The 20,995-nt window shown below is 54.1% G+C and carries 17 protein-coding genes; 11 read left to right on the forward strand and 6 right to left on the reverse strand.

The annotated features are described in order from the left end of the window. Positions 1-44: 44 nt before the first annotated feature. A complete protein-coding gene (locus BQ5383_RS02360; protein WP_071429169.1) occupies positions 45-1,118 on the reverse strand; it encodes an ABC transporter substrate-binding protein in 1,074 nt (357 codons plus the stop codon). A 387-nt stretch (positions 1,119-1,505) separates the two neighbouring features. On the opposite strand from BQ5383_RS02360, the gene BQ5383_RS02365 reads away from it, so the two are divergent. The 5 genes from BQ5383_RS02365 to BQ5383_RS02385 all read left to right on the forward strand — a co-directional run bounded on the left by BQ5383_RS02365 (position 1,506) and on the right by BQ5383_RS02385 (position 6,211). Continuing rightward, positions 1,506-1,844 (forward strand): P-II family nitrogen regulator, encoded by a 339-nt coding sequence (locus BQ5383_RS02365; protein WP_071429170.1) that lies wholly within the window; start codon positions 1,506-1,508, stop codon positions 1,842-1,844. A 103-nt stretch (positions 1,845-1,947) separates the two neighbouring features. After that, positions 1,948-3,114 (forward strand): ABC transporter ATP-binding protein, encoded by a 1,167-nt coding sequence (locus BQ5383_RS02370; RefSeq protein ID WP_071429171.1) that lies wholly within the window; start codon positions 1,948-1,950, stop codon positions 3,112-3,114. After that, complete coding sequence (locus BQ5383_RS02375; RefSeq protein WP_235821921.1) at positions 3,111-3,965, forward strand: ABC transporter permease; 855 nt, start codon at positions 3,111-3,113, stop codon at positions 3,963-3,965. The genes BQ5383_RS02370 and BQ5383_RS02375 overlap by 4 nt, the downstream gene beginning before the upstream one ends. A gap of 12 nt (positions 3,966-3,977) precedes the next feature. Further along, positions 3,978-4,778: an ABC transporter permease gene (locus BQ5383_RS02380; protein ID WP_071429172.1), complete on the forward strand. Its 801-nt coding sequence runs from the start codon at positions 3,978-3,980 to the stop codon at positions 4,776-4,778. Positions 4,779-5,143: 365 nt separating this feature from the next. Beyond that, a complete protein-coding gene (locus BQ5383_RS02385) occupies positions 5,144-6,211 on the forward strand; it encodes a glycoside hydrolase family 25 protein (RefSeq protein ID WP_071429173.1) in 1,068 nt (355 codons plus the stop codon). 145 nt (positions 6,212-6,356) lie between these two features. Here the strand turns inward: BQ5383_RS02385 and BQ5383_RS02390 are convergent, their stop codons facing one another. The 5 genes from BQ5383_RS02390 to BQ5383_RS02410 form a co-directional block, all read right to left on the reverse strand. Further along, on the reverse strand, positions 6,357-7,226 hold the full coding sequence (locus BQ5383_RS02390) for an AraC family transcriptional regulator (protein WP_071429174.1): 870 nt from the start codon (positions 7,224-7,226) through the stop codon (positions 6,357-6,359). A gap of 38 nt (positions 7,227-7,264) precedes the next feature. Next, positions 7,265-9,451 carry an alpha-galactosidase gene (locus tag BQ5383_RS02395; protein ID WP_338061399.1) on the reverse strand — a complete coding sequence of 729 codons (2,187 nt, stop codon included), beginning with the start codon at positions 9,449-9,451 and terminating at the stop codon, positions 7,265-7,267. Positions 9,452-9,747: 296 nt separating this feature from the next. Then, positions 9,748-10,590: a carbohydrate ABC transporter permease gene (locus BQ5383_RS02400; RefSeq protein ID WP_071429176.1), complete on the reverse strand. Its 843-nt coding sequence runs from the start codon at positions 10,588-10,590 to the stop codon at positions 9,748-9,750. Positions 10,591-10,602: 12 nt separating this feature from the next. Beyond that, positions 10,603-11,490 (reverse strand): carbohydrate ABC transporter permease, encoded by an 888-nt coding sequence (locus BQ5383_RS02405; protein ID WP_071429177.1) that lies wholly within the window; start codon positions 11,488-11,490, stop codon positions 10,603-10,605. An 85-nt stretch (positions 11,491-11,575) separates the two neighbouring features. Next, complete coding sequence (locus tag BQ5383_RS02410; RefSeq protein WP_071429178.1) at positions 11,576-12,874, reverse strand: ABC transporter substrate-binding protein; 1,299 nt, start codon at positions 12,872-12,874, stop codon at positions 11,576-11,578. Positions 12,875-13,548: 674 nt separating this feature from the next. On the opposite strand from BQ5383_RS02410, the gene BQ5383_RS02415 reads away from it, so the two are divergent. The 6 genes from BQ5383_RS02415 (at position 13,549) to BQ5383_RS02440 (ending at position 20,856) form a co-directional block, all read left to right on the forward strand. Beyond that, positions 13,549-14,481: an alpha/beta hydrolase gene (locus tag BQ5383_RS02415; protein ID WP_071429179.1), complete on the forward strand. Its 933-nt coding sequence runs from the start codon at positions 13,549-13,551 to the stop codon at positions 14,479-14,481. Beyond that, entirely contained in the window at positions 14,478-15,752 is a 1,275-nt protein-coding gene (locus tag BQ5383_RS02420; protein ID WP_071429180.1) for a condensation domain-containing protein, read from the forward strand. The genes BQ5383_RS02415 and BQ5383_RS02420 overlap by 4 nt, the downstream gene beginning before the upstream one ends. A gap of 13 nt (positions 15,753-15,765) precedes the next feature. After that, entirely contained in the window at positions 15,766-16,446 is a 681-nt protein-coding gene (locus tag BQ5383_RS02425; RefSeq protein WP_071429181.1) for a DUF6320 domain-containing protein, read from the forward strand. A gap of 44 nt (positions 16,447-16,490) precedes the next feature. Continuing rightward, positions 16,491-17,162, forward strand: coding sequence for a histidine phosphatase family protein (locus tag BQ5383_RS02430; RefSeq protein WP_071429182.1), 672 nt, complete (start codon positions 16,491-16,493; stop codon positions 17,160-17,162). A 434-nt stretch (positions 17,163-17,596) separates the two neighbouring features. Further along, positions 17,597-19,876: an amylosucrase gene (locus BQ5383_RS02435; RefSeq protein WP_083389789.1), complete on the forward strand. Its 2,280-nt coding sequence runs from the start codon at positions 17,597-17,599 to the stop codon at positions 19,874-19,876. 410 nt (positions 19,877-20,286) lie between these two features. Continuing rightward, entirely contained in the window at positions 20,287-20,856 is a 570-nt protein-coding gene (locus tag BQ5383_RS02440) for a TetR/AcrR family transcriptional regulator C-terminal domain-containing protein (protein ID WP_071429183.1), read from the forward strand. The last annotated feature ends 139 nt before the right edge of the window (positions 20,857-20,995 follow it).

Below are 20,995 nucleotides of genomic sequence, written 5' to 3' on the forward strand. Positions count from 1 at the left end.
AGGGCCCGCTGCTATATCAACAGATTCTTTTTTTCGGGTATTGCTCAGTTCTTCAGCTGAGTGAACACTTCGTCAAAATAGGTGACAGCCTCGCCCACATCGTTGAGGAATTCCGCCTTTGCCAGCTGCTCGTCAGAGACGTTGCAGGCAGGGTTATTCAGATAATCCTCTCCCAGCAGTTCCTTGGCAGCATCGTTGACACAGATATAGGGGAACGATTCCGCCAGGATCTTGCCGTTCTCAGGGCGAAGGACAAAGTCAATAAACAGCTCCGCCTCCCGCTTGTGCTGTGCTTCGGCGGTAATGGCAAAGCAGTCCAGAGACAGGGATACGTTCTCCTTCAGATCCACCATCACAATGTCGGGATTTTCCGCAATGGCCGCCGCGGCATCGCCGCCGTAGACAAAGCCGCCTGCCACCTCATTGGCGATGAGCATGGTCTTGGGGCTGTCGGAATCGAATGCCTTGATGTTGGGTTTGAGCTGTTCCAGCCATTCCAGGGTGCCGTAGATGGTATCCTTGTCGGTCTCATTGAAGCTCTTGCCGCTGCGGGACAGGGCAAAGCCGATAAGGCCCCGGCTGTCATCCATCACCACCAGATTGTTCTCAAAGGCGGGGTTGAGGAAATCGTCCATGGAGGTGGGCATTTCCACACCCAGCTCTTCCAGCTTCTTCTGGTTGACCACAGCGGCAGTGATGGTGGCCATATAAGGAACGGTATACTGGTTGCCCTTGTCAAAATCCAGGTCCAGCATCTGAGGATTGATGTTCTGGAGATTGGGGATATTGTTCAGGTCCAGGGGCTGAATCAGGTTCTGGGCCACCAGGGCCTCCACAATAAAGTTGGTGGGAACGATCAGGTCATACTGGCTGGTACCGCCGGCGGTCAGCTTGGTCAGCAGCTCCTCATTGGAGGTAAAGGTGGACTGAACCACCCGGATACCATATTCATCCTCAAAGGCGGTGAGGATTTCCTCCGGCATATACTCGGACCAGTTATACAGATACAGCTCTTTGGCGTAGCCGTCCTCGGTAACGCCGGAATCAGCGCTGCCGCAGCCGGACAGCATGGACAGGGCCAAAACGGCCGCAAGAATAGATGCAACAATTTTTTTCAATACAAAAACCCTCCCAAAAAATGATGAAAAACAGAGAAAAAGGCGGGCGGCCTTCCCATGGATATCTCTTTGGGAAGGCCCCGCGGCCTTTTCGGTATCATTATAATGGCAGGGGGGTGCCCCGTCAATCATTTGAGATTAAAAATATGCTTAAACTTTATCTCAAAAATCCGCAAATTTTGCACTTTTCTACAGAAAATCCGGCGAAAACCGTGAAAATCCAAATTGGCCGTCGGAATCCTTTAAAATATCTCAAAAATTGTTGACTTTGCTCCCATGCCATCCTATAATGTACTCGTCAATCGCACCGCGTTTTTTCCGCCCTGCCGGGGGGAGAATTCGCGGTCGTTTTTCCGATGCCCGGAAGGAAAAAGGAGGATACATAGGATGAAAAAGCTGGAGATTATTATTCGCCCGGAAAAACTGGAAACACTCAAGGCGATCCTGGTGAAAAACGAGTATAACGGCATGACCGTCACAGCGGCCATGGGCTGCGGCCATCAAAAGACCCTGGCTGATAAATCGGAGCGGGAGACCATGGAGGTCAACCTGCTGCCCAAGATCCATGTGATGACAGTGGTTCTGGACGAGGACATGGAGGAGATCCTCACCGAGATTCATGAAAAGCTCTCCACCGGCAATGTGGGAGACGGTACCGTGTTCGTTTCCGAAGTTATCGACGTCATGCGCATCCGTACCGGAGAACGGGGACACAAGGTACTTTGATCTTTTTTGTAAAGCGAGGCCTTCTCCCTGGAACCGAAGTGGAGAAAACTGCTTTTGAACCGGCTGTCCCGTAAAACAGCTGTTAATGGAAGGGGAATTGATCATGGAAGAGAAAAAGGAGGTGCCCCCCGCCGGCGGTGGGGAGGAGCGCCCGGTCATTATTGAACTGAAGGACGTCTGCAAGTCTTTTGAGGACACCCGCGTGGTGCGCCATATGAATTTACAGGTACGGGAAGGGGAATTTCTCACCCTGCTGGGGCCTTCCGGGTGCGGTAAAACCACCACCCTGCGGATGATTGCCGGATTTGAACAGCCCACCAGCGGCCAGCTGCTCATTGAGGGGCAGGATATGAAGGGCAAGGCTCCTTATGAGCGGAACGTCAACACGGTGTTCCAGAATTACGCCCTGTTTCCTCATATGACGGTGTTTGACAACATCGCTTTCGGTCTGGTGGAAAAAAAGGTGAGCAAAAAGGAGATCCGCGCCAGGGTGGAGGAGATGCTCCGCCTGGTACAGCTCCAGGGCTTCGGCGACCGGATGCCCTCCCAGCTTTCCGGCGGCCAGAAGCAGCGGGTTGCCATCGCGCGGGCCCTGGTGAACAACCCCAAGGTACTGCTGCTGGACGAGCCTCTGGGAGCTTTGGACCTGAAGCTGCGCAAGCAGATGCAGACGGAGCTCAAACACCTGCAAAAAAGCCTGGGTATCACCTTCATCTATGTCACCCACGACCAGGAGGAAGCTCTCACCATGAGCGACCGCATCGCTGTTATGAACGAAGGTGTGCTGGAGCAGGCGGACATTCCCTCCCGGATCTATGAACATCCGGTGAGCAAGTTTGTAGCTGAGTTCATCGGGGAAACCAACATCATCGAGGCCTATCTGGACGCGGTGGACGGAGACTGCCTCCATGCCACCATGGAATGCGGCCATGCCACCATCTATGCCCCCGGCTTTGTGCTGGAGGAGATGGTTTACCTTTCTGTTCGGCCGGAGAATCTGAAATGCTCTCTGACACCGGTACCGGGCTTTGCGGTGCGGGGCATCGTGCGGGAGCACATCTATGTGGGCAATCTGATCAAAACCATCATTGAGCTGCCCACCGGACAGATGCTGCGGATGCTTTCTCTCCCCTTCACTCCCCTGGCTCAGCTGGGTCAGCTGGTTTATGTCTACTGGGACAAGGACAAAGCAGTGCTGATGCATACCAAGGAGGAAAAGCTCTACAACCTCATCGAATCCGGTATGCTGGGAAAGGAGGAGGCCCTGTGAAAACCTCCCTGAAGCAGCGGCTGCCGGCGCTGGTGATGGTGGGACCCATCGTAATATGGCTGGCGCTGTTTATTGTGATACCGCTGATTTATGTCTTTGCCATCAGCTTCATGAACCGGGGGCTGTACAGCGGCGTGGTGATGGAGTTCACCCTTGATAACTATATCCAGCTGCTGGATCTGGAATATCTGAATATTTTCTGGAAGTCCATTCTGCTGGCTGTGGAAACCAGCGTCATCTGCCTGCTGCTGGGCTATCCTTTCGCCATGATCATGGCCCGGGCGGACAAACGGATGAAGCCGGCGATGATGCTGCTGATCATGCTGCCTTTCTGGACCAACTCCCTCATCCGCACCTACGGCTGGAACACCCTGCTGCGCAGCGAGGGCATCATCAACAATCTGCTGCTGCGGCTGGGGCTGATCCAGAAGCCTCTGGAACTGCTGTATACCGACGGTGCTGTGCTGCTGGGTATGGTATATACGCTGTTCCCCTTTATGGTACTGCCCCTGTACAGCTCCATTGAAAAGCTGGATCCCTCCCTGATGGAGGCGGCGGGAGATCTGGGGGCCCGCCGGGTACGTTCCTTTCTGCGGGTGATGCTGCCTCTGACGGCGCCGGGCATTTTCGCTGGTACCATTCAGGTTTTCATCCCCACCCTGGGATACTTTTTCATCTCCGATATGATGGGCGGCGGCAAAACCATGTACATCGGCAATCTCATCAAAAACCAGTTTCTCTCCGCCCGCAACTGGCCGTTGGGCGCGGCCCTGTCCATTCTGCTGATCCTGCTGACACTGCTGCTGATGAAGCTGTACAGCCGGGTGGGCAAAATGGAAGATATGGTTTGAGGAGGTGGGCTGATGAAAAAGCATCAAAGACGCACCCTCTCGCCTGAAGCGGTCATTTATGCCTGCCTGATCTATCTGTTTTTGTATCTGCCTATCTTTGTGGTGGTGGCCTTTTCCTTCAACACCTCCAAGATGAACATCGTTTTTGAAGGCTTTACCTTTGAGTGGTACTGGAAGATGTTTGAGAACCGTTCCCTGATGGACGCTTTGAAAAACACCCTCATTGTCGCCGCCGCCAGCACCGGCCTTTCGGTAGTCATCGGCACCATTGCCGCGGTGGGAATGTACAAATTCCATTTCCGGATGAAGAACGTTGTCAACAACGCCCTCTATATCCCGGTGGTCATTCCGGAAATCGTCCTGGGTATCTCTCTGCTGGCCTTCTTCTCCCTGGTGGGAGTGCAGATGGGGATGGGAACGCTGATCATTTCCCATGTCACCTTTTCCCTGCCCTTTGTGGTCATCACCCTTCGTTCCCGGCTGGCAGGATACGACAAATCCATGGAGGAAGCGGCCATGGACCTGGGAGCCAACCAGTGGCGGACTTTTCGCCGGGTAACGCTGCCCATCCTGGCCCCCGGCATCATGTCCGGCGCGATGCTGGCACTGACCATGTCCCTGGACGATGTCATCGTCAGCTTCTTCACCACTGGTCCCAACAGCACCACCCTGCCCATTAAAATCTTCGGTATGGTGCGCAAGGGGGTATCTCCCGACGTCAATGCCCTTTCCACCCTGATGATTCTGGCAACCGTGCTGATTCTCATCACTTCCAACATCATTGAAAGGCGGATGGAAAAGCGCAACGGCTGACCCGGCTTTTCTTATCTGCGGACTTTGCAGCCTTTTGGATTTTTCTTTGCTCCCTGGGGGATGGCCCAAAACCTTCCCCAGGGGGCATTTATTATGGAGAAAAATTATGGTACTGTTTTTTCCTTTTTTTAACTTTCTAAAGGAATGGCGCTTAAATACTGGCTTTTTCCTTTTATCAGAAGTTATAAAAAAGCTGTATGCAGTCAAAAAGAACCAGATTTCACAGAGAAGCCTGAAATATTAACATATTTTTGATTGAAAACAGTGGCATAATGTGTTATAAAAAATAATATTGGGATAATTTGTCGTTTTAAGGTTTTCTAATACCGGACGTGAATCGCTCCGGAGGAAGAGGAGGTAAGAGAGTGGGTAAAAATTGTTTTTCCAGAAAAAGCGCAGCAGTGGTTTGCGCTCTGGCAGTAGCTTTCAGCGCATTGGCTTCCGGCGCGTCCTCTCCGGTTTCCGGAGAACTGCTGCGACCGCTGAATTCCTATCAGCAGGACGGTTATATCCAAACAGAAGATCTGCTCACAGTAGCGGAAGATTATACAGGAGTTTCCGAAGACTTTCTGGATGCCATCTCCATGCGGGAAGATGTGTCGGTCAGCCGCCTGAAGAAGTATGCGCTGGAATATAATTTGCCCGCCAAATATCTTCAGCGCTTTATTGACGACAGCTTTGTATTCAAGATGGGCGATTCTTATGAGTACATTCCGGTGGATTACTCTCTGTCCACCCATTCTTATGATTGGGACAACCTGTATACAGATCAGTGGGGTAAAGATTACATCGTAGACGGTGAATCTCATGCTCTGCGGATCATCGATGTCTCCTCCCATCAGGGAAAAATCGACTGGGACGCTGTTGCGGCAGACGGCGTGGACGGCGTATTTGTGCGTTTGGGATACAGAGGCTATACCAAAGGCGCCCTGAATATGGACGATTACTTCTATCGGAACCTGGAAGGAGCCCAGGCCGCCGGGCTGGATGTGGGGGTTTATTTCTATTCCCAATCCATCAACAGCAAAGAAGCCCGTGAAGAAGCGGAATTCGTTCTGGACGCTTTGGAGGGCTACGAGCTGCAGCTGCCGGTGGTTTATGACATCGAAGGAGCTCAAACCTCCGCCTATCGTACATACGGCGTGTCGGTCCAGACCAACACCAATATGGTCATGGCCTTCTGCGACACCATCTGGGAAGCGGGCTACGATACCATGTTCTATTCCTACACCAGCTTCCTGGCCAAAAATCTGGATCTCTCTCAGCTCCAGGGGTACGACCTGTGGATGGCCCAGTATTATCCGGTTCCCTTCTGTCCCTATAACTTCCAGATCTGGCAGTATGATTATCAGGCCCGGGTGGACGGCATCGACGCCCCGGTGGATATGAACCTGATGTTTACCGACTATGAGCCCAACTGGTGGAGCGTTTAAGGCAAAAAATCATTTTAAAAAATAGCATACCTCGCCGAAAGAGGCGTTTCCCACAGACCATGTGTCTTGGGAGACGCCTCTTTCTTGTGATTGATATCAAATTTTCCCCAGCAAATCTCTCAGCTGCTGTTTCTGTGCTTTTTCATCACTTCTGCTTTTCCTTGGCCACCACCTGGCTGTCCTCGCTGCGCCAGGCCCGTGGAGAAACACCGTACACCTTTTTGAACACCTTGGAAAAGTGCAGCGGATTGGGATAACCCACCATCTGGGAGATCTGGGTAATGGGATAATCGGTGCCCCGCATCAGCTCCACCCCTTTGGACAGGCGGAACTGGGTGAGATACTCCTGGGGCGTATACCCCATCATCTGTTTGAACAGCCGTCCGAAATAGGTACGGTTGAGCCTGCAAACACCGGCGATCTCCTCCACCGTGATATCCCGCTGATAGTTTTGAGCAATATAATTGATGGCCTCCTGAATGTAAAAGCCCTTCTGGGACTGATTACGCAGCTCCCGCCGGGAGGAGGATGCCTGAATGAGCCCATCCAGCAGCAGGTAAAGATGGCCGATCAGATGCAGAGCGGAACTGTCCTTATGCTCGGATATGTAGCAGATCTCCTGCTGTACCTGCTGATTGAGACGCTGGTTCTTGGGGCGGTAGATGGGGTTTGACAGATCCAGCCCCGCCAATTCCAGACGTTTTTTCGCCTGAATGCCGTCAAACTCCACCCATGCATATTTCCAGGGGTCCTTTTCATCAGCCCAGTAGGTGTTGATCTGACCGGGGCAGATGAGAAATCCGCTGCCGGCGGTGAGATGATATTCCCGGTCCACCCGGTCCGGTCCGGCGGAACGGAGGGTCCCGCTGCCGGAAAGGACCAGATGGAACAGATAATGATTCCGAACAGCCGGCCCATAGGAATGAAGGGGTTCGCACTGCTCCCATCCATATTGGTACATGGTCAAATCCACAAAATTTTCATTGGGAAAAATGGAAAAGGAAAAATTATCCATACCTGCCTCCTATCCGTCAGACCGGCCGGGCCTATACGTCAAACCTTTTTAAGATGGAATTGCCAGGACTGATAATCACCGCCGCCCTGGGGCAGGGGAATACCGCCATACATCAGGGTGTCTCCCCGGAAACATCCCCATCCATCCACCTGATAAATCATATCGGGGTCCAGACCGCGGGGATAAACGGTGCGGAAAGGAGCATTGGAACGGGCCATTCCCGCCACCACACTCACCAGCGCCTCACTGCGGTCCGGGGCAGTATGCTGCCAGGCGGTAAACTCCTGATCCCTGAAGGGATTGGTCAGCCGGGCATAATCGCCGTCCTGCAGCAGGTGATAGAAGCGCTTGAACTCATCGATCTGGGCGCGCATCTGGCTGCGCTCTCCTTCACTGAGTTTCCGGGGGTCCAGCTCATAGCCGAAGGTGCCGGACATGGCCACCACCGCCCGGGTCTGGAGAGACGTCCTCCTGCCGGTCTGCTCGTTGGGGGAGGCTGAAACATGGGAGCCCACGGTGGAGGTGGGATAACAGAAGGAGGTGCCGTACTGGATCAGCAGCCGGTCCATGGCGTCGGTGTTATCGCTGGCCCAGATTTGAGGCGTGTAGTAAAGCATTCCGCAATCGAAGCGGCCTCCCCCTCCGCTGCATCCTTCAATGAGGATTTTGGGAAAATCGGTGATCATCTGCTCCAGCATGGCATATACCCCCAGTACATACCGGTGGTACAGCTCTCCCTGGCGCTGGGCAGGCAGGGCTCCGCTCCAGACATCGGTGAGACTGCGGTTCATATCCCATTTGACATAGGTGATGTTGGCGCTCTCCAGTACCTTCTTGATCTGGGCGTAAACGCTGCGCCATACTTCCTCCCGGGAGAAATCCAGCACCAGCTGGCTCCGTCCCCTGGTGGAGGGCCGTCCGGGAATCTGCAGGGCCCAGTCTGGGTGCTCCTGATACAGCCGGCTTTTTTCGCTGACCATTTCCGGTTCGATCCAAATGCCGAAATCCATCCCCATGGCATTGATCTGCTCCACCAGCGGCGCAAGTCCTCCCGGCAGCTTTTTGAGATTGACAAACCAATCTCCCAAGCCCTCGTAATCGTCGTTTCGTTCCCCGAACCATCCGTCATCCATCACCAGCAGCTCCACCCCGGTTTCGGCGGCGCTGGAGGCGATCTCCAGCAGCTTCTGCTGGTCGAAATCAAAATACGCTGCCTCCCAGGTGTTCAGCAGCACCGGACGGCGGCGGGTCTTCCACCATCCCCGGCACAGATTGTGTCGGATGGCCCGGTGAAAGTTTTGGCTCATGGTTTGAAGGCCGCTGCCGGAACAGGTCATAGCCACCTCGGGAGCGGTAAACACCTCGCCGGGGGCCAGCTGGAACCGGAAATGCCAGGGAGAAATCCCCATGGTCAAACGGACATCTCCAAACTGGCTGCGTTCCACATTGGCCTCAAAATTGCCGCTGTAAACCAAAGCCATGCCATAACACAAGCCATGGGTCTCCCCGGCGTCCTTCTGGCAAAGGACCACAAAGTTATTGTGCTGATGGCTGGTGATGCCCCGGATGGAGCTGATCTGCTGCAAACCGGGACGCACCGCCTGGCGGCAGGGATGGCGTTCCCCCGTGTGATAGCCGTCAAAGGTGATCAGATCCAGATCCATCCGTCCCAAATCCAGACAGGCGCTCATGGCACGGGTCAGCGCTATGGGCTGACTGCCGCCGTTTTGGAAGCGTACCGCCCGGGTGATCAGGTCCAGCTGAGGGAACACGCCATAATACAGAGTAGCTTCCAAACCAGTCCAGGGGTCCCGCAGAAGCACCTCCAGGGTCTCTGCCTCCCCTTCCTCTCCGTAGAAGGCAGGAAGCCCTTCCAGGGCATATTTGCCGGAAGAGATGGTATGGCTGACATAACGCAGATCCGCCGCACAGCTGCCGTCGGCATTTTCCACCTCCAGCACCGGTGTACGGAAATCCCCCACCCCTACCGCCGGGAATTCCTGGGGCTGGGTATCCAGGGAAAAGGTGCGGTCACGACCCGCTTCTCTGGGATTGGGAGAAAAGCCCCGGTCTGCCTGACGCAGCAGATACCCGAAGCTGTCTCCGCCGCATCTTCTTCCGTAATAAGTATGCAGCAAAAATCCATTGGGGTCAATGAGAAACTGGTAGGTGGTGTGATGTGTGTGAAGATTAAACAGACGAGAGGAAGCTACAAATTCGATCATAATGATACACCTTTTAACACTTTTATATTAGGGGCTGTCTGAAAAGTGGAAACGCTTGGCTTTTCCTCCAATGAGCGCCGGCTGATGCGTTAAAAACACAGGAAAGCCATCAGGGATTCCTGTTTTTTCACCTTCGCGCTGCCTTAGGAAAATCCATCAACCTTCTCCTTTTCACAACCCCCTCCAGGTTGGTGGGAATTTCCGGCGGAATTCTTTTTAAAAAGGGCAAAACAGTCCCACAGTGCAAATGCCCCCAGGACTGCCTCGCCATATTATGAAGAAGGGAGAAAGCGCCGTTATTTGCCGCCGGTCATAGAGATGCCTTCCACAAACTGCTTCTGGAAGATCAGATACAGCACCAGCATGGGGATCATGGCCAGCAGGCTGCCTGCCATGAGAACGGGATAGTTGGTGGTGAACTGACCTTTCAGGGTAGCCAGGCCGGAGGAAAGAGTCATCATGTTGATGTCGGTGTTGACCACCAGCGGCCACATCAGGTCGGCGTAAGCGAACACTGCGGTAAATACAGTAAGGGCCGCCACAGAGGTGCCGGTGAGGGGCGCCATCACCTTAATGAAGGTCTGCCAGTGAGTGCAGCCGTCCAGATAGGCGGCCTCTCCGATCTCCTTGGGGATACCCATATAAGCCTGCCGCAGGAAGAAGGTACCGAAGGCACTTACCAGGCCGGGGAATACCAGGGCGAAAATGCTGTTGGTGAGGCTGAATTTGGCCAGGATCTGATACTGGGGAATGATAAAGATCTGGCTGGGCATCATCATCTGCACCAGAATCAAAGCAAACAGCAGGTTTTTGAAGCGGAAGTTCAGCTTGGCAAAGGCATAGCCCGCCATGGAGCTGAATACCACTGCGCACAATACCCGGAAGAAGATCAGCAGCAGGGTGTTGATGTACAGGCTGGTAAAGGGCAGACTGGTCACCGCGTAGCTGAAGTTTTCAAACACCGGCTCGGCAGGAAAGATGGTGGGCGGGATCTGCATACTCTCCGCCAGCGTCTTGAGGCTGGTCAGAATCATCCACAGGAAGGGGAAGATCATTACAACCGAGCCCACAATAAGAAAGAAATAAGTGAGAAACTTCCCCGCGATACGGCTGCGCCGCAGGGACTGTTCTTTACGCATGGGAAAGCCTCCTTACACGTCGTAATTGACCCATTTTTTCTGACCAATGAACTGTACGATGGTCACAATACCAATCAGCAGGATGGTCCAGATACAGATAGCCGCCGCGTAGCCCTTGTTGCCGGCCACGAAGGCTTCCCGATAGAACAGGTACATCAGGCTCTGGACCTCAGGCAGCACAGGGTTTGTGGTATCGATCATCATGTAAATCAGGTCATACACCTTCAGGGAGGCCATCATCCGCATGATGAGGGTAACAAACAGGGTGGGGGAAATCATGGGCAGGGTAATGGCAAAAAACTGCCGCACCTTGCTGGCTCCGTCGATGTCGGCGGCCTCATAATAGCTCTTGGAGATATTTTGCAGACCGGACAGCAGCAGCACCGCGTCATAACCCACAGCGCTCCAGATGGCCACCACCGCACAGGCCAGCAAGGCGGTGGAAGGATCGGTCAGCCAGTTGACCTGACGGCCCAGGATGGTGTTGATGATACCATACTGACCATTGAACATCCAGCGCCATACCATGGCAATAGCGGCAGGAGCCACCACCATGGGCAGAAAGTAGATGGCCCGGAAGCCGGATTTGAATTTTACCTTCGCATTGAGCAGCAGCGCCACCAGCAAAGCGATGGCGATCCCCACCGGCACAGTCAGCACACAGAACCAAATGGTGTTCCAGGTAGCTTTCCAGAACTCAGGGGTGGAAAACATATCGATGTAGTTTTGCAGACCGCAGAAGGTGGATTTGCCAAAGGTCTGGGTTTTGGAAAAGCTCAGGCGAATGGTATCCACCAGGGGATAATAGTTGAGGATCAGCAGGCCGATGATCGTGGGCGCGATCATGATGTATGCCCAGCGCTGTTCCCGCTTCTCCGCCAGGGATTGTTTACGGAACATAGAAACTTTTTCCTCCTCTCACAGCCCTCTGTCCGGACGGGAGCTCTCTGTTTCCCGCCCGGACCCGCGCTCCCCGTCAGGGGATTCAGCCGGCTGCCTCCGCAATGGCATCATTGATGATGGTGTTGATGTTTGCAAGGCCGGTATCCACATCCACGGTACCGCCATAGATCTTCAGCAGCTCATCAGACACCTTGCTCTTCCAGTTGGGCCGGGACTTGTCGTTGACAGACTGAACGCTGTAATCGAACATATCGATGAACACACCTACATTGAGTTTGTAATCAAACTGATCAAAAGCGCTGCACCAGGTATCCTCCAGACCGTTGTAGGCGGGGATAGCCGCGCCGCTCTCGCCCTGGATCCGCTGGCCCTCTTCGCTGCCCAGGAAGCGGAGGAAATCCAGGACCACCTCATTGTCCTGATTCTTGGCGGAGGTGGCATAGCACAGACCGTTGGAGATGGTCGCCCGGCCGTCGCCGCTCTCGGGATCGGGGCAGGCGGGCAGAACCGCCACATCCCATTTGCCCTGCATATCGGGATAGTTTTTCATCTCGCTCATCAGGTTCCAGTTACCCTCCAGGAACATGGCGCCCTGCTGGGAGAAGAAGGCGTTGCCGGGAGCGGTCTCGGCAAAGTAGGTCTGGGTGGGGCACCAGTCGTTGGACTGGAGACCGATATAGAACTTCATCGCCTCGATGGTGGCGGGCTGATCAAAGCCGGCAGCAGTTTTGTCCTCGTTGAGGATATAGCCGCCGTTCTGATAAACAAAGTTCCAGTAACCCAGCTGGTCGTCGGCATAGGCCATGTAACCATATTTGCCGGTTTTTTCATAAATGGTGGCGGAAGCGTTCACCAGATCATCCCAGGTCCAGGTCTCATCAGGATAGGCAACGCCCGCGGCGTCAAACATTTCCTTGTTGTACACCAGGCCCACAGTGTCCTTGTCCTTGGGCACGCCGTAGATTTTACCGTCGCTGCCGGAAGCATTGGACAGGGAAACATCGGAGAAGTGGTCGGTGTAATAGGTGGCACTCTCGCCGCTGTACAGGTCGGTCAGATCCGCCAGCATCCCATTGTCGGCATACTGGAGAATATAGTTGGTATGCATCCAGAACACATCAGGCAATGTGTTGGAGGTGGCTGCAGCCTCCAGCTTGGTCCAATATTCATCCCAGCTGGTCACCTGGATTTCCACGGTGATATCAGGATTCTTCTCATGATAGGCATCGGCCAGAGCCTGCATTCCATCACGCTGAGCGGTATCCCAGATCTGCATGGTCAGCGTACCGGAGGAACCGGCATCACTGCCGCCGCAGGCAGTCAGAGCCAATGTCATGGCCACCGCCAGCAGCAGTGCTGTCAAACGGACAAATTTTTTCATTTCTTGCGCTCTCCCTTCTTACTTTCGGCGGTGCACTCCGCCGTTGAGATGTCCTCTTTCCAATCGGCATCTCCTTTAACCTTATCTTACCGATTTTGAATTATGCAGTAAATGGAGCGGTGCTGTAAAAAACATGGTATTTTTCAACTTTGGTTGCATAAACAGCAAGTCAGGTTGCATTTAAATAGTTTTGCTTTTATTTTTTCTATTTCTTGATGTTTTATGTGCATATTGCACAGCAACATTTCCTCTTTTTTGATCTTTCTTCATTTTGAAATTCAAAAGTTTGGAAATGTAAAAAAATAAACCATGGATTTATGCAACTTGTACATCTGCTTGTACCTGTCTCCATTCAACTTTCCCATTTTTTCTTTGATTTTACCCTCAGGAAAAACTTACCAAATTTCACATAAGAAAAGCTCTTTTACTTCTCTTTTTAAAAAGCCGTTTTATCTTTTGGAAACTGAGCAAACTACACTCCATATTTTCATGCAAAGGGGATGTCCACTTTTCCCGCCTTGGGGTTTGGACAAATCGGCCGGAAGACTTTTTCTCCCTATCAAAACTCCTTTTTCCTTCCCTCATATGCAGAATCCGGTTCTTATGCTATACTGATAAAGAGAACCTTTTCCTTTGTTCAAATCCAAAACCATCATCTTCCATAAGGAGTATTTATGCCTATTCATAACACCATGCGCGCCGCCCTGCGCGCTCTCACCCGTCACGACGTGGACGTCACAACCCAATATGAGCGCAAACGCAAAATGGTCAATGCCATCCATCCTCCCCTGGCCAGCCCCTTCCGCATCTGGGACCATACCATTACATTGGAGGACCACACCATTCCGGTGCGGCTCTTTGCGCCGCCGGAACCGGGTCCTCATCCGGTGCTGCTGTTCTTCCACGGAGGCGGTTGGGTCACCGGAAATATTGACAGTTACACCTCTGTCTGTTCCCGGATGGCCCGCCTGACCGGGCACCTGGTTATTTCGGTGGACTACCGCCTGGCGCCGGAGCATCCTTTTCCCGCCGGGCTGGAGGATTGCTATGCCGCCGCCCGGGAGGTTTTCTGCAACTGCGAAAGCCTGGGAATTTGTCACCGCCAGATCACCCTCATCGGGGACAGCGCCGGAGGCAACCTCACCGCCGCCGTTTCGCTGATGGCACGGGATCGGGGGGAATTTCTGCCCGCCAGACAAATTCTCCTCTATCCCGCTACCTGGAACGATCACTCTCCTGATTCTCCCTTCCCCTCAGTTCGGGAAAACGGAGAGGATTATCTCCTCACCTCCCGGCAGGTCTGCAATTACATGACCCTGTATCTGGGGGACCATCCTGAAAACCGGGAAAATCCTTACTTTGCCCCTCTGCTGGCTCCCCGGCTGGATCATCAGCCGGATACGCTGATTATTACGGCGGAATATTGCCCTTTGCGTGATGAAGGAGAGGCCTATGGGCATAAGCTGATTGAGGCGGGCAACACAGTAGCCATCTATCGTATTCCAAACGCTCTCCACGGCTATATGTCCCTGCCCGCTTCCTTTATACCGGTGCGCCGGAGCTATGAGATCATCAATCATTTTCTGAGAAAGGTGGAACAGCCGTGAAAACCAGGAATCCGGCTCAGTGGAGCCGTCTGGATAACGCCGCTAAAATTTTCCCTGCCAACGCCACCTTACGGGACCCCAAGGTATTTCGTTTCAGCTGCCAGCTGTTGGAGGAAGTGGATGGTTCTCTCCTTCAGCAGGCTCTGGACCGTACCCTCAGGGATTTCCCTCATTACCGCTGCGTGCTGCGGCGGGGCCTATTCTGGTATTTTTTTGAAAGCTCCTCCCTGCCCGCCGTTGTGGAACAGGAACATCTGCCATTGTGCAGCCCCCTGTTTTTGCCTGAAGACCGGGGACTGCTGTTCCGGGTCAGCTGGTTCCGCCGAAGGATCAGTGTGGAGGTGTTCCACGCCCTTGCCGACGGCACAGGAGCGCTTCAATTTATCCGGGCACTGGTGTTTTACTATCTGATGCTGGTTCATGGACAACAGCTGGAAATTCAGCCCCAGCTGGATTATGACGCCTCCATCAGCCAAAAACAGGACGACAGCTTTCAAAAATATTATGCCGGCGCTCAGGGCGGGGAGAAAAAAGCACCGGTACAAAAGGCCTATAAGATTCAGGGGCCCCGTTTAAGCGAATACCGCCTGCGAACCATTGAAGGGGTCATGTCCGCCAGTCAGGTGGTGGCGGAGGCCCGTCGCCGAGGGACCAGTCTGACCGCCTTTCTGGGAGCGGTGCTCATCCAGGCCATCCATGGGGAAATGTCGGTGCTTCAGCAGCGGCGTCCGGTGGTGCTGTCCATTCCGGTCAATCTCCGCAATTACTTTGATTCCCAATCCGCCCGGAATTTCTTTGGTCTTTTCCTCACCGGTTATTCCTTCCAGGACGGGGATGGCAGTCTGGAGGATATCACAGCCACCCTCACACGGGATTTTCGGGAGGAGCTGACAGCGGAGCGCCTGGCTGCCAGAATGAATGAATTGGCCGCTTTGGAGCATAATTTCCTGACACGGGCCGTTCCTCTGGTGCTCAAGGATGTGACGCTGCGGTATTTCGGGCACCGTTCCGAAAGCCAGATGACCGCCGCTTTTTCCAATCTGGGGCGGATTTCCATGCCGGAGCCGCTGGGACAATATATCGATCTGTTTTCAGTCTGTGCCAGCACCAACAAGCTTCAGGTTTGTCTGGCCACCTTCGGCGACCGGCTGACGGTAAATTTCACCGCGCCCTTTGTCAGTACCGAGATTCAAAAGCGCTTTTTCCGCACCTTGTCCGGTTTGGGCATCCAGGTGGAGATCAGCGCCAACCGCATAGACCCAGAGGAATGAAAGGAGCGCAGCTATGAGCAAATGCCATCATTGCGGGGTATCCGTCACCGGTCAGTGGCAGCACTGCCCCCTTTGTCAAAGTCCCCTCACTGCCGACGAAGCTTCCAGCCCGGATCAGTTTCCCCTGCTGCCCTTGGTCAGCCGCCAATACAGCGGCCTTTTAAGGGGACTATTGTTTCTTTCTGTTTGTCTGACGGCCATCAGCGCCGCGGTCAATTTCGCGCTGGTGCGCTCGGGCCGCCATGAACAGTGGTGGTGCCTTTTTGTGGCGGCGGGAGTTGCCTGTACCTGGATCAGCTTGGGCACCATCATCCGCAAAAGGCGCAATTTACACAAGACCATTTTGTGGCAGGTGGCGCTGATGTCCCTGTTTGCCATCGGCTGGGACTGGCTGCTCACCGGCTGGACTAAATGGAGCATCAACTACGCCCTGCCCATCCTGTGCACCGTGGCCATGGCGGCCATGCAAGTCCTGGCCCGTATCCTGCGCCTGCGGGTGGAAGATTATATGGTCTATCTCCTGTTGGACCTGGTGTTTGCCGTCGTACCGGTCCTGGCGCTGGCTCTGGACTGGGTGGATGTGGTGATTCCTTCTCTGATCTGCATCACTGCCGGGGTCATCTCTCTGGCCTGGCTGCTGATTTTCCAGCGGGAAGCCCTGCGCCGGGAATTCAACCGCCGGCTTCATCTGTGAAAAGGTCCGTCAGGCACTGAATTTGAATTTGGAGGAAGATGTGGATGTCCCAACCGGTGATCTTTTTTGTTACCCGCCATGGGGAAACTCTTCTTAACCTGCTGGGACGGGTCCAGGGCTGGAGCGACAGCCCCTTGACGCCCCAGGGGGTACAGGATGCCTGCCTGTTGGCGGAGATGATGGAAAGCATTCCCTTCCATGCCGCTTTTTCCAGCGACAGCGGCCGGGCGGTGGAGACTGCCCGGCTCATTTTATCCCGTGGGAACAGGGAGGGCCTTTCCCTGCGGCAGGACCGCCGCCTGCGGGAATGGTGCTTTGGCAGCCTGGAGGCTTTGCCTATGAAGGAATTGACAGAGGCTATTTCCCGGGGACTGGGAGGATCGCTGACCATGGGGGAGATGAACGCCAGAATGGAAGAACTGCCCGACGCCATCAAACAGGCGGACCGCTCCGGATGGGCGGAGGGATTCGATGGGGTACGCCGGCGGCTCATTTCCTTTTTCCGGCAGACGGCAGAGGAAACGTCAGCTCAGGGAGGAGGCAATATTCTGGTGGTTTCCCATGCCTTTTCCATCAAAACCGTTCTCTATCTGCTGGCTCCCCAGCGGCTCGGTGAGGTGGAAAAAATACAAAACGCCAGTGTCACCACCATTCTTTGGCGGGAGGGCGTATTTGAGGTGCAGGCGGTAAACCAGCGCATCTTATCCAGCCAATGAAAGAACCCATTTGTCAGCAGGCGTGCTTTCACAGATTCTTCTGTGGGCGCGCCTGTTTCTCTTTGCTGGGAACTCCTTCCCGGCCCTGGCTGAATTTCAGTTTTTTCCAGCCCTTTCAGGCTGTCAAGAAAGCACCTGTCATTATACCGCCTCACCTGTCTTTTTGCTGCCGGCAGTGTCAATTGTTCAAGAACAAGTTGCATCCACCCATTCCTCGCGGGGAATGAATATGCTATAAATGAATCAGTATCACCCTCTCAAGGCAGGAAATTTTTGAAAACTCCCAAAAGAACGCCATCCTTTGGCTCTGGAGGGCCCACCCCATCAATCCAGTGGGGCGCCGCTTTTTTCCACCATTGAGCCATCGGTTTTCAGGTATGACTTTTCGGCAGGCACAGCTTCCCGCTTTGAGAGCGTCAGGAGGAGACCGTGTTATGAAAAAGCAAAAGAATCCCCCGCTTCAGTCTCAATTATCGGAACATTCCCCACAGCCCAAGTCCCGGACCAAAGAATCACAGGACAAAAGGGACAACGCTGTGGCCTCAAGCAGCTCCACTGCTATTTCCAAAACCATAGAGGCCCCTGCAGAAAACACCGTCTCATCTCCAGAGGCCCCTTCCTCCCTTTCAAAAGACGCCTCTTCCAAAAAAGCTTCTGCCTCAAAGGGCAAGTCCCCTGTCCGTGAAGGGGGAAAGGTTCAGGCTCAAACTTCTCCCGCCGCCGAAGCTGCGGTATCCGCTGCCCAGGGTGACGAAAAAAAGAAACCCACCAAAACCCGCCGCACTCCCGCCAAAAGGAAAGGCGCCGCTTCTTCCTCCGCCCCCCAAAAGCCGGCCTCACCCGAGGCGAACACCGGAGAGGCAGAGCAGAATTTCCAATCGGATTTTGACCGGCGTTTGGCCCGGTACCATGACGAATTGAAATGGCTCTATTGCGAGCTTTACAACGGCGATACCGCCGCCTTTGATTATTTTGTATCCATGCTCCGCCGCAGCTGGGAAGAGCGGAAGGAGCCTTTGCGGCAGCAGGATCTTCGCCGGGAGGCGGACCCCGATTGGTATCGCCGCCGGGACCTGCTGGGGATGATGCTGTACACCGGCGCTTTTGCCGGAACGCTCCAGGGAGTAAAGGAAAAGCTTCCCTACATTCAGGAGTGTGGGGTCAACTATCTCCATCTGATGCCGCTGCTGCAAAGCCCCAAGGGACGCAGCGACGGCGGCTACGCGGTAGCGGATTTCCGTACTGTGCAGCCGGAGCTGGGCACGATGGAGGACCTGGAGGAGCTGGCTGATTCCTGCCGTGGGGAGGGAATCAGTCTGTGCCTGGATTTTGTGATGAACCACACCAGTGAGGATCACCAGTGGGCCAGAAGAGCCCGGGCTGGAGAAGCGGGTTATCGCCAACGGTACTTTTTCTATGACAACTGGGACATTCCCCGGGAGTTTGAAAAGACGGTACCCCAGGTGTTTCCCACCACAGCGCCAGGCAGCTTTACCTGGCTGCCGGACTGCCATCAGGTGGTGATGACCAATTTCTACCCCTATCAGTGGGATCTGAACTACCGCAATCCCGTGGTGTTCAACGACATGACCGAAAATCTTCTGTATCTGACCAACCGGGGAATCGATATCATTCGTCTTGACGCCGTCCCCTACATTTGGAAAGAGCTGGGCACTACCTGCCGCAACCTTCCCCAGGTCCATACCCTGGTGCGGATGATGCGCATTGCCTGTGAGGTGGTATGCCCCGGTGTACTGCTGCTGGGGGAAGTGGTGATGGAACCGGCCAAGGTGGTTCCCTACTTCGGCACTCCCGACAAGCCTGAGTGCCATATGCTCTACAACGTCACCACCATGGCCACCACCTGGCACACCCTGGCCACGGCGGATGTTTCCCTGCTTCGCCATCAGATGGATGCCGTCTGCGCTCTGCCCCGTGAGTTTGTGTTTCTCAATTATCTGCGGTGTCACGACGATATCGGCTGGGGGCTGGATTATCCCTGGCTGAAATGGCATTTCGGTACCGACGAGGTGGCCCACAAAAAATATCTCAACGACTTCTTTACCGGAAAGTGGCCGGGAAGCAGCGGCCGGGGAGAACTGTATAATGACGATCCCCGATTGGGAGACGCCCGTCTGTGCGGCACTACCGCTTCCTTGTGCGGGGTGGAGGCAGCGGACTACGAGCGGGACCCCTTCAAGCTGGAGCGGGCCATCGCCTGCGATCTCATGCTCCATGCCTGGATGCTGACCCAAAGCGGTATCCCTGTTCTTTACAGCGGCGATGAAGTGGGGCAGCTTAACGACTATTCCTACCACCACGACGATGAAAAGTGGGATGACAGCCGTTACATCCATCGGGGGCGCTTCCAGTGGGATCTGGCTGAAATGCGTCATGACCTCCACACCCGTCAGGGCAAACAGTTTGAAGGACTGCGCCGTTTGGAGCGGCTGCGGGCCGGGGAGCCCTGCTTTGATGGAAGAGCCAATGTCTGGACCTTCCACACCGGCTCCCCCCATGTGCTGGGAGTAGGCCGCTGGTATCAGGGGCGCAAGCTGATTGCGCTGTTCAACTTCAGCGACCAGTACCTGACTGCCGGAGCGCCGGAACCGGGCGCTTTTGACGAGCTGATCTATGAGGAGCATTTTGACCAAATCAATCATCTGGAGCTGTATCCTTACGGCTTCAAATGGCTGCTTCAAATCGAAAAATAAATTTATTTTGGTTCCGTCCCGGCAAGAAAAACCTGCTTTCTTCCCGGGGCGGTCTTTTTTCAGAGGCACCTTTTCCCCAGCCATCCCACTGGTATGGAAATGGTTTGTGTGTTACAATAAAGACAATGTATAGGGGTGTCCCAAAAGTTTCACACCCTTTCAGGAAAGGGCCGGTACTCCTGGAGGTAAGTCTTTCCTCCGGTTCCAGCGGGCGGGGTATGGGTTCAAGCCCATGGTTCACCTTTTACCATTTCAAAGTGAAGCTCTTTTCAGTCAACAGATTTTCGGCAGTCTGAAAGTATAACGGCAGTTGTGTTCTTGGGAAACTCCTGGTTTTCCGGTTCCATCTCTTGGGGAGACTGCGGGAACATGACCACCGGTATAGTAAGTAAACAGGGAGGGATAAAGCCATGACCAGCAGCGCGCAGCCTGGAGAACGAATGAAATACCGTTTGGCGGACGCCATGAAACTGTGCATGAAAAAGGCCCCTGTGGAAAAGATCACGGTCAAGGAGATCACCGAGGCTTGCGGCACCACCCGTCAAACCTTCTATCGAAACTTTCGGGACAAGTATGACCTGATCAACTGGTATTTTGATAAAATTCTGCTGGAATCCTTCGAGCACATGGGAGAGGGACGGACCATTTACGAAGGACTGGTGAACAAATTCCGGTATATTCAGGATGAATCCTTGTTCTTCCGGGCCGCCTTCAAAAATGACGATCAAAATTGTCTGCGGGAACATGATTTTCATTTGATCATGGCCTTTTACACCCAGCGCATTGAAGAAAAGACCGGGCAAAAGCTGCCTGAGCAGCTGGCTTTTTTATTGGAGATGTATTGTCAGGGGTCCATTTACATGACGGTGCAGTGGGTGTTGGGAAAGCGTATCGCCACGCCTGAGGAGCTGGCCCAGTCCCTGGTTGATGCCATGCCTGCCCAACTGGCTGAACTGTTCCATCGTCTGGAGCTGCTTTGAATCAAATTGAACTGATCTTTTTGGACCGATCTTTCACTGAAGTGACAGATCGGTTGAGTGTGCCGAAGGGATTCGGCACACTTCCAGGGGGACCCAGTCCCCCTGGATACGATTCTGGTTCCTGATGAAACCAGAATCG

This window comes from Angelakisella massiliensis (genome assembly GCF_900104675.1).
Taxonomy (GTDB): Bacteria; Bacillota; Clostridia; order Oscillospirales; family Ruminococcaceae; genus Angelakisella; species Angelakisella massiliensis.

Bases quoted from the DNA above. Each gene is read 5' to 3' on its own strand.
- BQ5383_RS02395 (WP_338061399.1), bottom strand. From the start codon at position 9,451: ATGATCGAATTTGTAGCTTCCTCTCGTCTGTTTAATCTTCACACACAT.
- BQ5383_RS02435 (WP_083389789.1), top strand. From the start codon at position 17,597: ATGAAAAAGCAAAAGAATCCCCCGCTTCAGTCTCAATTATCGGAACAT.
- BQ5383_RS02380 (WP_071429172.1), top strand. From the start codon at position 3,978: ATGAAAAAGCATCAAAGACGCACCCTCTCGCCTGAAGCGGTCATTTAT.
- BQ5383_RS02405 (WP_071429177.1), bottom strand. From the start codon at position 11,490: ATGTTCCGTAAACAATCCCTGGCGGAGAAGCGGGAACAGCGCTGGGCA.
- BQ5383_RS02425 (WP_071429181.1), top strand. From the start codon at position 15,766: ATGAGCAAATGCCATCATTGCGGGGTATCCGTCACCGGTCAGTGGCAG.
- BQ5383_RS02440 (WP_071429183.1), top strand. From the start codon at position 20,287: ATGACCAGCAGCGCGCAGCCTGGAGAACGAATGAAATACCGTTTGGCG.
- BQ5383_RS02430 (WP_071429182.1), top strand. From the start codon at position 16,491: ATGTCCCAACCGGTGATCTTTTTTGTTACCCGCCATGGGGAAACTCTT.
- BQ5383_RS02415 (WP_071429179.1), top strand. From the start codon at position 13,549: ATGCCTATTCATAACACCATGCGCGCCGCCCTGCGCGCTCTCACCCGT.
- BQ5383_RS02370 (WP_071429171.1), top strand. From the start codon at position 1,948: ATGGAAGAGAAAAAGGAGGTGCCCCCCGCCGGCGGTGGGGAGGAGCGC.
- BQ5383_RS02365 (WP_071429170.1), top strand. From the start codon at position 1,506: ATGAAAAAGCTGGAGATTATTATTCGCCCGGAAAAACTGGAAACACTC.
- BQ5383_RS02400 (WP_071429176.1), bottom strand. From the start codon at position 10,590: ATGCGTAAAGAACAGTCCCTGCGGCGCAGCCGTATCGCGGGGAAGTTT.
- BQ5383_RS02410 (WP_071429178.1), bottom strand. From the start codon at position 12,874: ATGAAAAAATTTGTCCGTTTGACAGCACTGCTGCTGGCGGTGGCCATG.
- BQ5383_RS02390 (WP_071429174.1), bottom strand. From the start codon at position 7,226: ATGGATAATTTTTCCTTTTCCATTTTTCCCAATGAAAATTTTGTGGAT.